The organism is Testudinibacter sp. P17/SS/0325 (assembly GCF_053570765.1).
In genome coordinates, this window is sequence record NZ_CM131635.1 from 1687986 (window position 1) to 1699984 (window position 11999).

11 protein-coding genes are annotated in these 11999 nt (G+C 49.5%); all 11 read left to right on the forward strand.

The features are described 5' to 3' along the window. Nucleotides 1-23: 23 nt before the first annotated feature. The 11 genes from ACWA50_RS08045 to ACWA50_RS08095 all read left to right on the forward strand — a co-directional run bounded on the left by ACWA50_RS08045 (nucleotide 24) and on the right by ACWA50_RS08095 (nucleotide 11924). Nucleotides 24-1487 carry an efflux transporter outer membrane subunit gene (locus ACWA50_RS08045; RefSeq protein ID WP_431051431.1) on the forward strand — a complete coding sequence of 488 codons (1464 nt, stop codon included), beginning with the start codon at nucleotides 24-26 and terminating at the stop codon, nucleotides 1485-1487. Nucleotides 1488-1668: 181 nt separating this feature from the next. Further along, complete coding sequence (gene hemA / locus ACWA50_RS08050) at nucleotides 1669-2985, forward strand: glutamyl-tRNA reductase (RefSeq protein ID WP_431051433.1); 1317 nt, start codon at nucleotides 1669-1671, stop codon at nucleotides 2983-2985. A 97-nt stretch (nucleotides 2986-3082) separates the two neighbouring features. After that, nucleotides 3083-4165 (forward strand): peptide chain release factor 1, encoded by a 1083-nt coding sequence (gene prfA, locus ACWA50_RS08055; RefSeq protein ID WP_431051435.1) that lies wholly within the window; start codon nucleotides 3083-3085, stop codon nucleotides 4163-4165. Between the two features lie 82 nt (nucleotides 4166-4247). Next, complete coding sequence (gene prmC / locus ACWA50_RS08060) at nucleotides 4248-5108, forward strand: peptide chain release factor N(5)-glutamine methyltransferase (protein WP_431051437.1); 861 nt, start codon at nucleotides 4248-4250, stop codon at nucleotides 5106-5108. Nucleotides 5109-5126: 18 nt separating this feature from the next. Next, complete coding sequence (locus tag ACWA50_RS08065; RefSeq protein ID WP_431051438.1) at nucleotides 5127-5960, forward strand: SirB1 family protein; 834 nt, start codon at nucleotides 5127-5129, stop codon at nucleotides 5958-5960. Between the two features lie 87 nt (nucleotides 5961-6047). Then, on the forward strand, nucleotides 6048-6992 hold the full coding sequence (locus ACWA50_RS08070) for a 2-hydroxyacid dehydrogenase (protein WP_431051440.1): 945 nt from the start codon (nucleotides 6048-6050) through the stop codon (nucleotides 6990-6992). Between the two features lie 12 nt (nucleotides 6993-7004). Beyond that, entirely contained in the window at nucleotides 7005-8189 is a 1185-nt protein-coding gene (locus tag ACWA50_RS08075; protein WP_431051442.1) for a lipoprotein-releasing ABC transporter permease subunit, read from the forward strand. A gap of 48 nt (nucleotides 8190-8237) precedes the next feature. Further along, entirely contained in the window at nucleotides 8238-8924 is a 687-nt protein-coding gene (gene lolD, locus ACWA50_RS08080) for a lipoprotein-releasing ABC transporter ATP-binding protein LolD (protein WP_431054321.1), read from the forward strand. A gap of 16 nt (nucleotides 8925-8940) precedes the next feature. Continuing rightward, the gene (lolE, locus tag ACWA50_RS08085; RefSeq protein ID WP_431051444.1) at nucleotides 8941-10194 is read left to right on the forward strand and encodes a lipoprotein-releasing ABC transporter permease subunit LolE; all 1254 of its coding nucleotides are present in this window, start codon (nucleotides 8941-8943) and stop codon (nucleotides 10192-10194) included. Between the two features lie 274 nt (nucleotides 10195-10468). Further along, nucleotides 10469-11527, forward strand: coding sequence for a 3-deoxy-7-phosphoheptulonate synthase AroG (gene aroG / locus ACWA50_RS08090; RefSeq protein ID WP_431051446.1), 1059 nt, complete (start codon nucleotides 10469-10471; stop codon nucleotides 11525-11527). A 178-nt stretch (nucleotides 11528-11705) separates the two neighbouring features. Beyond that, on the forward strand, nucleotides 11706-11924 hold the full coding sequence (locus tag ACWA50_RS08095; protein ID WP_431051448.1) for a DUF1107 family protein: 219 nt from the start codon (nucleotides 11706-11708) through the stop codon (nucleotides 11922-11924). The last annotated feature ends 75 nt before the right edge of the window (nucleotides 11925-11999 follow it).

The window sequence follows — 11999 nt, forward strand, 5'->3', positions numbered from 1 at the left end:
GAGAAAAGAATAAGGATCAGCTTATGCAAAAGCATTATTGGGTGTTAACCGCACTTTCGTTGTATCTAACCGCCTGCAGCAATACGCAGGTGGCGTTGGATTCCAACATTGAGTTGCCGTCGCAGTATCAACAGACCGCCGCGGCGCAAGGCAGCCAACAAATCAGCCGTTGGTGGCGGCAGTGGCGTGATCCGCAATTGACGGCATTGATTGAACGCGGATTGCAACAAAATTTCGATTTGGCGATCGCACAAAGCCGCTTGCAGGAAGCACGGGCGATCTCTGCGCTGGCGGGCGCCGAGTTAGCGCCGAAAGTGGGCGCCAGCGGCAGTTTGGGCGGGCAGCGCATGCAACTGGATAATAATCTGCCGCCAGCAGTACGCCAAGTGACGGGCAATGATGATTTCTCCGCCAAAGGGCATGCGATTTTGGGTGGCGTGGCAGCCTCTTGGGAACCGGATATTTTCGGGCAAAAACGCAGTGACGTCGATGCCGCCAAATATGCCGAATTGGGCGCGCAAGAGCGGGTTTACGGTACGCAAATGCTGGTTGCCAGTGACATTGCCGATGACTATTTGCGTGCCCAAAGTGTGTTGCAACAACAGCAGATTCTCAACCGCACTTTACATACCTTGCAGCAATTGCAACGTTATATTCAGGGGCGTTTCGAGGCGGGGCAAGTCAATGCTTATGAATTAAATGAAATCGCGGCGAAAATCGACGCGCTGCAAGCGCAACAAACCGGTTTGCAAGCACAGTTTGACGCTTATCAGCGCAGTATTGCCGTGCTGAGCGGGCAAGTGCCGCAAGGCTTTAAACTGAATATCAAGCAAATGCGGCAAGCCAATCTGTTGCAACGCTTGCCGCAACCGCCGCAGGGACAACAGCCGGGCAGTTTATTGACACAACGCCCGGATATCCGCGCCAATGCCGCCGCGGTACAGGCGTATGCCGCCAAATTAGCCAGCGCCAAAGCCGATTTGTTGCCGCGCTTTGATATTCAATTTTTATGGCAAACCGGGCGGATCGAGCTGGACGGCGATTTGCCGGCACTGAAAGGTTGGGGCGGTTTGGGCAGTATCGGCGTGCAGCTGCCGATTTTCACCGCGGGGCGGATCGACGCCAATATTCAGGCGGCGGACGCGCGCTTGCAAACCGCACTTTTGCAATATGATCAGTCGTTGTTACAGGCGTTAGCCGAAGTGGACAGCAGTTATCAGGCGCAATTTGCCTTAACCAACCAGATTCGCTGGTTAAACCACGCACAGCAAAAAGCCGCACGGCAAGCACAGGATTCGGAGAAATTGTTCCGTTACGGCGATAAAACGCTGGATGTTGCTTTGCGGGCGCGTTTGGACGCATTGGATTATCAGCAAAATCTGCTGAAAGTGCGGTTAGCCGCCGGACAAAATTTGCTGAATTTGTACAAAGCGATTGGCGGCGGCTGGCAAGCCGAGCCGTCGTCGCAGGAAAAACTATCGCAATAATAGATAAAAAATCGGGGCTGAATCAAAATAACCTTCGATTCGGTTTGCTCAATCTATAACAATTTATTAAAATGCCAGTCTCTTTTCGTCGTCCTGATCATTGTTATTATGACGACGATTTTCTTTTATAGATAAAGGATTTATAAAAAAACCTACCCGAAATGGGTAGGCTGTTTCCGTTATGGCAATTTTGGCACTTGGTATCAACCACAAAACCGCACCGGTCGAGCTGCGCGAAAAAGTCGCTTTCAGTGATGAAAAGCGGCTGTCGGCGTTGCGGCAGATTCGGCAGACGGATTTGGCGGAAAGTGCGGTGGTGTTGTCCACTTGCAACCGTACCGAGTTATATCTGCATAACCGCCACATCTCGCCGCAAGAAGAGAGCGCGCAAAATCAGCAATGGCTGGAGCGGATTATCCAATGGTTTGTGCAGTTTCACGGGCTGAGTGCGGATCAAGTGCGTGATAATCTCTATCTGGCGCAAAATTCGGCGGCGACCCGCCATTTAATGCGGGTGGCGTGCGGCTTGGATTCGTTGATTTTGGGCGAACCGCAAATTTTGGGGCAGGTGAAGCAAGCCTACCAAGCCAGCGAAAGCGTCTATCGGCAAAACCTCAGCGGCGAGTTTTCGCGTCTGTTCCAAAAAACCTTTGCCACCGCCAAACGGGTGCGCAGCGAAACCGACATCGGCGGAAGTGCGGTTTCGGTGGCGTATGCGGCGACCAGCCTGGCAAAACAGATTTTCGACTCGTTGCAACCGCTGACGATTTTACTGGTCGGGGCAGGGGAAACCATTGAACTGGTCAGCCGCTATTTGTTCCAACAAGGGGCGGAGAAAATTATTATCGCCAACCGCACGTTGAAGCGTGCGCAAGCGTTGAGCGAACGGGTCGGTGCAATGCAATTGCTGCCGCTGGATCAGTTGCAACAGGGGCTTAACCGCGCCGATATCGTGATCACCTCGACCGCCAGCGATCAACCGCTGATCACGGCGGAAATGGTGAAACAGGCGCAAAAACAGCGCAAGTACCGCTCGATGTTGATTATTGATATTGCCGTGCCGCGCGATGTGGAAGAACAGGTCACGGAGGTTGACGCGGTCTATCATTACAGCGTGGACGACTTGCAACACATTATTCAGCATAATCTGGCACAGCGGCAAAAAGCCTCCGAACAGGCGGAGCAGATTATTCAACAGGAGAGCCAAGATTTTTTCCATTGGCTGAAACTGCACCAATCCTCGAATTTGATCCGTAAATATCGCGATCAAGCGGAAGAAACGCGGCAAGCCTTGCTAAGCAAAGCCCTGAGTGCACTTCAACAGGGGCAAGATCAAGAAAAAGTGTTACAGGAGTTGAGTTACAAACTCACCAACCGTTTGTTGCATGCGCCGACCCAAGCGATTCAAGGCTTGGTGAAATCCGGCGACAGTGAGGGTTTACAACACTTTTCAACCGCACTTGGCATTGTCGATGTCGGCACCGAACACGAAAACTAGTGAATCGAATTGCCCGATTGGCTGATTTTGATCAGCATTTCTCTTAAATTTCAGCTAAAATAGCTAGGATTTATCTGTTTCATACTTAAGGAATCCAATGAAACCGTCAATTATTACCAAATTGGAAAATTTACAAGAGCGTTACGAAGAACTGCAAGCCCTGTTGGGCGATCCGGGCGTGATTAACGATCAAGACAAATTCCGCGCCTATTCCAAAGAGTATGCGCAGCTGGAAGATGTGGTGCAGTGTTTCAGCCGCTGGAACAAATTGCAAAGCAACTTGGAAGAAGCGCAAATGCTGCTGGACGATCCGAGTATGCGCGAAATGGCGATGGAAGAGATCGACGAATCGCGGGCCGAAATCGAGCAGGTGGAACAACAGCTGCAAGTGTTGCTGTTGCCGAAAGATCCGAATGACGAATACAACTGCTTTCTGGAAATCCGCGCCGGCACCGGTGGCGACGAAGCGGGCATTTTCAGCGGTGATCTGTTCCGTATGTACAGCCGTTATGCCGAGCTTAAACGTTGGCGGGTGGAAGTGATGAGTGCCAACGAAAGCGAGCAGGGCGGCTATAAAGAGATTATCATGAAAGTCAGCGGCGACGGCGTGTACGGACAGCTCAAATTCGAATCCGGCGGACATCGGGTGCAGCGCGTGCCGAAAACCGAATCGCAAGGGCGGATTCACACTTCCGCTTGCACCGTCGCGGTAATGCCGGAACTGCCGGAATCGGAATTGCCGGAGATCAATCCGTCCGATCTGAAAATTGATACCTACCGCTCTTCCGGTGCGGGCGGACAGCACGTTAATACCACCGACTCGGCGGTGCGGATCACGCACTTGCCGACCGGAATCGTGGTCGAGTGTCAGGACGAGCGTTCGCAACATAAAAACAAAGCCAAAGCGATGTCGGTGTTGGCGGCGCGGATTGTCAAAGCGGAAGAAGAACGCCGCGCAGCGGAAGTCTCCAGCACCCGCCGTGATTTGCTCGGCAGCGGTGATCGCTCCGATAAGATCCGTACTTACAACTATCCGCAAGGGCGGGTTACCGATCACCGTATCAATCTGACGTTATATCGCTTGGACGAAGTGATGAACGGCAAAATGGAAGAGCTGATCCAGCCGATTATCACCGAATACCAAGCCGATCAGCTGGCGGCGTTGTCGGAAGGGAATTAGAATCCCTTTTTTCAACAGCAAAATAAATCTCGGGTGGGGCTTGCCCCGCCTCAAATTCCTTGCTTGAAATAGCGAGCAAACAATGACCTATCAACAATGGCTTGAATTTGCACAAGCACAACTTCATCACAGCGAGAGCGCTAAACTCGATGCACAACTGTTATTGCAACAGGTAACCCAACGCAGCCGCGCCTCGATTATGGCATTCGGCGAAAGCGAATTAAATCACGGGCAACGGCAACGCCTGACCGCACTTTTACAGCGCCGGCTCAACGGTGAACCGATGGCTTATATTCTGGGTGAAAAAGAGTTCTGGTCGCTGTCGTTAAAGGTTTCCCCGCACACTTTAATCCCGCGCCCCGACACCGAAGTGTTGGTCGAAAAAGCCCGTAGCCTGATTGCAGCGGATTTGGCGCAAAGTGCGGTCAAACCGTATCGTATTTTGGATTTAGGCACTGGTTCAGGCGCCATTGCGTTGGCGTTGGCGCAGGAATTTGCGGACGCGGTGCAGGTGGTCGGCGTGGATAAAATAGCGCAGGCGGTGGCATTGGCGCAGGAAAATCAGTTTAAAAATCAGATTCGCAATGTTACTTTTTTGCAAAGCGACTGGTTCAGTAAACTTGATCAAAATTGTGTATTCGATATGATTGTCAGTAATCCGCCTTATATTGACGAACAAGATGAACATCTTTTTCACGGCGATGTACGTTTTGAGCCATTGTCGGCATTGGTCGCCGAAGAACAAGGCTATGCGGATTTACGCTATATTATCGAGCATGCCTTGCAGTATTTAAAACCAAGCGGCTGGTTATTATTGGAGCATGGTTGGCAGCAAGGGCAAAAAGTGCGATCTTTATTCCAAAAATATCACTGGCAAGCTATTGAGACGATTAAAGATTACGGTAATAATGAGCGGGTGACATTGGCACGTTTTCCTAACTAATATTAAGAGATTGATAAGATGAAAATAGAATTTTATCCATTGAGCGAGCAACAACGGCAATCACAACAAGCATTAATGACTTATTTGCTTGAAGTCTATGAAATCACCCAAGCCGAACCGCAGGTGCGGCATGTATCGGCGCAATTGGACGCGTTGGCAGAAAAAGCACGGACGGCAATTGATCAAACACAAGATTTGCAGGCGCAAATTCAGCAATTAATGCAATTGGTCTATCAGGATTGGGCATTTGTTTGCGATGAAGATCCTTATCATTTCCCGGCGGATTGTTTATTGATTGATAAGTTGCTTGAGAAAAAATTAGGTGCGGATCTCAGCCTCGGCGCATTGGTTTTGTTCTTGGCAGAACGCCTGAATTTACCGCTCTTTCCGGTGAATTTTTCGACACAGCTGTTATTGCGCGCCGACATTGAGGGGAAAATGCTGTTGATTAATCCTGTCGACGGGCAAACCGTGCAGCAAGAAGTACTGAATCAGTGGATTGCCGACTATATCGGGTTTTATAAATTGCCGGAAATCTACGATATATCCCCGGCGGATGACAAAGCGCTGGAAACGCTGAAAGCACACTTGGCGCAACATCTTAAAAACGGTCTGATCCGTGAAGAGCGGACGGATGAAGCACTGCGTTATATCAATGAGCGCTTAAAATTGAATCCGAAAAACCCGTATGAAATCCGTGATCGCGGTTTGGTAATGGCAACTTTAGGCTGTACCAAAGAGGCCGTGGCGGATTTTAGATTTTTTGTACAACGCTGTCCGACAGATCCGATGGCCGATTTATTACGCGATCAAATTATGGGCGGGCTGGACGTCAACTATTCGGTTCATTAACCGATTAATCAAAGTGCGGTTGTGATTGGCTTAAGGGGTTGATCACAACCTTTTATTCTTATTTCAACTTAACTAAGCGAGCGACCTATGTTAAAAATTGTGCATTTAGACAGCAGTTCTTTACCGAAACACATTCCGATTCCCCGTCCGGCTATTGAACATGAATGGATCGCTTATGCCGCGACCGATCCGGAACAGACCCTTGGGCGTTTACAAGGCGCCGATGTTGCCGTGACCAACAAGGTGCTGATTACCAAAGAATTAATGCAACAGCTGCCGAATTTAAAATTGGTTGCCGTCACCGCCACCGGCACCAATAACGTCGATTTGGAAGCCGCCAAAGAGTTGGGGATCACGGTTAAAAATGTTGCCGGGTATTCGTCGGTGTGCGTGCCGGAACACGTATTAGGTATGATTTTTGCCTTGAAACACAGTTTAATGGGTTGGTATCGCGATCAACTGACTGATCGTTGGGTGGAAAACAAACAGTTCTGCTATTTTGATTATCCGCTCACCGACGTGCGCAATTCGGTGATTGGCATTTTCGGCAAAGGCAATCTCGGCAGCGAGGTCGGACATTTGGCAAGTGCGGTCGGCATGAAAGTGTTATATGCCGAACACAAAGACGCCGCCACCTGCCGCGACGGTTATACGCCGTTTAATGAAGTCTTGGCGCAAGCGGATTTCGTGACGTTGCATTGCCCGCTCACCCCTACCACACAAAATTTAATCAACGCGGAAACCTTGGCATTAATGAAAAAAGGCGCGTTTTTAATCAACACCGGACGTGGACCATTGGTTGATGAAAACGCCTTGGTTGCGGCATTAAAGAACGGTCAGCTCGGTGGCGCGGCGATTGACGTGATGATCAAAGAGCCGCCGGAAAAAGGCAATGTGGTGATGGAAGCGGCAAAAGTGTTGCCGAATCTGCTGGTGACACCGCATATCGCCTGGGCGGCGGATTCGGCGGTGGAAATTTTAGTCGGCAAAGTGCGTGATAATATTGAGCAGTTCGCCGCGAGTTTAAAATAAGTGGGAGCCAAATTGAGTTCTGTACCGCTGTTTATCGCATGGCGTTATTGGCGATCCAAAAGTGCGGATCGTTTCGGACGCGTGGTGACCTGGCTTGGCAGTATCGGCATTGTGCTGGGCGTGATGGCGTTGGTGATTGTGCTGTCGGTGATGAACGGTTTGCAACAGCAACAAAAAGAAAATGTACTCAGCACCTTGCCGCATGCGGTGATTCAACCGTTAGCGGGCAATTTGGCGGCGGATTTTAACTTGGATCCATTGCCGCCATTTGTGCAAAGTGCGGTCGGGATCAACAACAGCGATGTGATTTTGCAAAGTGCTACGGGACTTGGCGCCGCGCGGATTATCGGCGTGTCCGATGTGGCAGACGATCCGATTTTAACATGGGACGAATTGGATTTGACGCAACTACTGGCGCCGAGTGATTACCATATTTTGCTTGGCACAACGTTGGCAAACGAGCTCAAACTGAAGGTCGGCGACAAAGTGCGGGTGATGTTGGCGGCGAACAGCCAATATACCCCGTTCGGGCGCGTGCCGGTGCAGCGCTTGTTTACCGTTTCCGCCATTCTGAACGGCGGCATGAACAGCGATCAACGCCAAGTGTATGCCAATATTCAAGATGTCGGGCGTTTGCTGCGTATTCCGCCGGAGGAAGTGCAAGGTATTCGCTTGTTCCTCGACGATCCGTTTAAAATTACCGAACTCCAAGATTATTTCCCGCCAAACGAGTGGAAAATCGCTGATTGGCGCGAACAGAAAGGCGAATTTTTCCAAGCGGTGGCGATGGAAAAAAACATGATGGGCTTGCTGATCGGGCTGATTATCGTGGTGGCGATTGCCAATATCGTCACTTCCTTGAGCTTGATGGTGCTGGATAAACAGGGCGAAATTGCGATTTTGCAAACCCAAGGCATGAAAAAACGGCAGGTAATGCAGATTTTTATTTTTCAGGGCTTATTGGTCGGGCTGATCGGCACGTTGCTCGGTTGCGGCTTGGGCGTAGTGGTGGCGCAATATATCAATCGGATTATCAGCGCACTCAGTCAAAGTGCGGTTGCTTTGCCGGTGCTGTTCGACGGGGCGCAACTGGCGCTGATTGTGCTTGTCACTTTAAGTTTAACCTTATTATCCACCCTTTATCCGGCTTATCGTGCAGCCAAAATCGAGCCTGCCGACGCACTACGTTACGAATAATGCTACCAATAATTGAGAACGATTATGAACCAGATCCTGCCACAAACAATGAATAAAACCGCACTTTTGGCGTGCCGTAATCTGTGCAAATCCTATCAAGAGGGCGACAACCGAACCGAGGTGTTGAAACGGGTCAGCTTTGCCATGCAGCCGAGCGAACTGGTGGCGATTGTCGGCAGTTCGGGATCGGGAAAAAGCACCTTGCTGCATGTGTTGGGCGGTTTGGATCGCGCCGATAGCGGCGAGGTGGTGCTGAACGGTGAAAATGTGTTTGCGCTGTCCGCCGATAAATTGGCGGAATTGCGCAACCGTTATTTGGGCTTTGTTTATCAATTTCATCATCTGATGGCGGATTTTACCGCACTTGAGAATGTGATGATGCCGTTGCTGATTGGGAGACAAAATAAAAGCGAAGCCGGAGATCGTGCCGAACAGATGTTAAGTGCGGTCGGGCTGTCGCACCGCACTTCGCACCGCCCGTCGGCATTGTCCGGCGGCGAACGGCAACGGGTGGCGATTGCGCGCGCCTTGGTCAATCGTCCGGCGCTGGTGCTTGCCGACGAACCGACCGGCAATTTGGATCGCAAAACCACAGAAAGTATTTTTGAGCTGATTCAACAACTGAATCAAGAACAGCAGATCGGTTTTTTGTTGGTCACCCATGATATGAATCTTGCCAACAAGCTGTCGCGCCGCATGGTGATGCAAGACGGCGTATTGCGCGCGGATCAGTAAAAAGGGAGTGAATAAAATGAATACGCCCTTTTTTATCGCCTGGCGTTATCAACGCGGCAAACAGAATAACCGCTTGGTCAGCCTGATTTCGGCATTTTCCACCCTTGGCATTGCGCTTGGGGTGGCGGTGCTGATTATCGGTTTAAGCGCAATGAACGGCTTCGAACGTGAACTGCGCCAGCGTGTGTTGGCGGTGGTGCCGAATATTGAAATTAATGCCTATCAAAGCGCGAACCAAGCGAGCGAAATTCACGATTGGCAAAACTTGGCGCAACGTTTGGCTTCGCAGCCGATAGTGAAAGGCATTGCGCCCTATGTCAGTTTCACTGCGTTGATCGAAAACGGCAACCGTTTGAAAGTGGCGCAATTGCGTGGAGTGGAGAAAAATCTGCAAGATCAGGTCAGCGCAATGGGGCAGTTTGTGCAGGATAACCGTTGGGCGGATTTCGGCGCGCAATCGGGCTTGATTCTCGGTGCAGCCATTGCGCGCGAATTGGATGTGCAGGTCGGCGATAGCGTGTCGCTGCTGTTGTCACAGGCGAGCGATAATATGGCGAGCAGTCAGCCGAGGCGCTTTCGTTTGCCGGTCAGCGGCATTTTGCGTTTAGACGGACAACTGGATCACAGTTTTGCTTTGCTGCCGATTGCCACCGCGCGTGAATATTTAGGCATGACCACACGGCAAGCGACGGGCATTGAAATCGCGTTGCGCGATCCGTTTCAGGTCAATCAAATCGATTACAGCAGCCTGCATGATTATCCGCAGCAACTGACCGCCACCAGCTGGCTCGGTAAATTCGGCTATATGTACCGCGATATTCAGATGATCCGTAGCGTGATGTATATCGCCATGGTGCTGGTGATCGGGGTGGCGTGTTTTAATATTGTTTCCACCTTGATTATGGCGGTGAAAGACAAGCAGGGCGATATTGCGATTATGCGCACCTTGGGCGCGAATAACGGCTTTATCCGCGGTATTTTCATCAGCTACGGTTTATTGTCGGGTATGAAAGGCTGCTTAATCGGGATTATGCTCGGGGTGCTGTTGGCGTTAAATTTAACCGGGATAATTAAAGGTATTGAAGCCTTGCTGCACACTCAAATCTTATCCGACGGCATTTATTTTGTTGATTTCCTGCCGAGTGAGTTGCACTGGAACGATGTCGGTTTAGTGCTGCTTTCCGCGTTGCTGCTGAGTTTGATCGCCAGTCTTTATCCGGCAGCAAGGGCGGCAAAATTACAACCGGCGGCGGTGTTGAGCAGTTATTGATTTGTATTGATGAACTAGTTTACTAGTGCAAAGATAAATGTTAGACTTACAACCTGATTTTCACTTTATTGATAAATTAGCGAAGTAGGATAGGGGCGGATTATATATCCGCCCGTTTACGAAGTGCGGTATTTGTAGTTAATTGATTGTGGGTAGGTGCAAAGTGCGGTTCGGGCGGATATATAATCCGCCCCTACAATCAGAATTTAAAATATTACCAAATTAATCAATATATTAATGACTATTTTATTGTTTACAACTAGGGACGAACACGATGTATAAGAACGACGATTTACGCATTGCCAATATCCAGCAATTACTGCCGCCGGTAGCGTTATTGGAAAAATATCCGGCCAGTGATGTGGCGGTGCAAACCGTTGAATCCACCCGCCAAAAAGCCCATGAGATTATCCATGGTAATGATGATCGTTTGTTGGTGATCATCGGACCTTGCTCCATTCACGATCCGCAAGCGGCATTGGAATATGCTGAAAAAATCAAACAAATGCGTGCCGAATTAAGCGGCGAACTGGAAATTATCATGCGCGTTTATTTTGAAAAACCGCGCACCACCGTTGGTTGGAAAGGTTTAATCAATGATCCGTATTTGGATGACAGTTACCAGCTCAATGACGGTTTACGCATTGCGCGCAAAGTTTTATCGGATATTAACGATTTAGGCGTGCCGGCAGCCGGTGAATTTTTGGATATGATCACGCCGCAATATGTGGCGGATTTTATGAGTTGGGGCGCCATCGGCGCGCGCACCACCGAATCGCAAGTGCACCGGGAGCTGGCTTCCGGCTTGTCTTGCGGCGTGGGTTTTAAAAATGCGACCAACGGCAGCGTACGGGTGGCACTTGACGCAATCGGTGCCGCCGAAGCGCCGCATAATTTTTTGTCGGTGACGAAATTCGGGCATTCGGCGATTGTCACCACCAAAGGCAACAACGATTGCCACATCATTTTGCGCGGTGGCGATAACAATACTAATTTTGATGCGCAATCGGTGGCGGACGTGTGCCAAGCCTTAGCCAAAGCCGGCAAAAAAGCGCACGTGATGGTCGATTTCAGCCATGCCAACAGCCATAAAAAATTCAAAGAACAGCTTGATGTCTCTGCCGATGTTTGCAGCCAAATTGCCAACGGTTCGAAGCAAATTTTCGGTGTGATGATCGAAAGTCATTTGGTGGAAGGTCGCCAAGATTTAACGGACGGCAAAGCGCTGGTTTACGGACAAAGTATCACCGACGGCTGCATAGGTTGGGCAGACAGCGAACAGCTTTTACGCAACTTGGCAAGTGCGGTCAAAGCACGCCGCGCAACAAAATAATCACTGTAATAACATCGTGATAAAATAATGTGATCCACTTCAAAAGAGCGGTTGATTGATGAGATTTAACCGCTCTTTTTGTATAAAATAAAAAATGAACCATCATTCATGACAGTAGTCAAAAGTAGTGCGGAATTTAAAATAAAGAAAATACACTAGCAAATTCGTAGGAGACGCTATGCAAGTCAGAGTATTTCAACGCTACAATCCTTTTCAAATCGCCCGTTATGTCAAAATTCTCTTTTCCGGTACTTTTTTTATCAGTGGTGTCGGACTGTTCGAATTTGAACAAGGCAAAATTGTGTTACCCAAAGTGAAAAATCTTAAAAAATTCAGTGTGATGTCGGAAATAAACCGACATATAAAACACTTGCAACAGGAAGCTTTGGCAACATAGTTTGTACTTGAATTCAGAAACCCGTTAGCTTAACCGTTAGCGGGTTTTTTCTTGCCTTAACAACCAATTATCGTT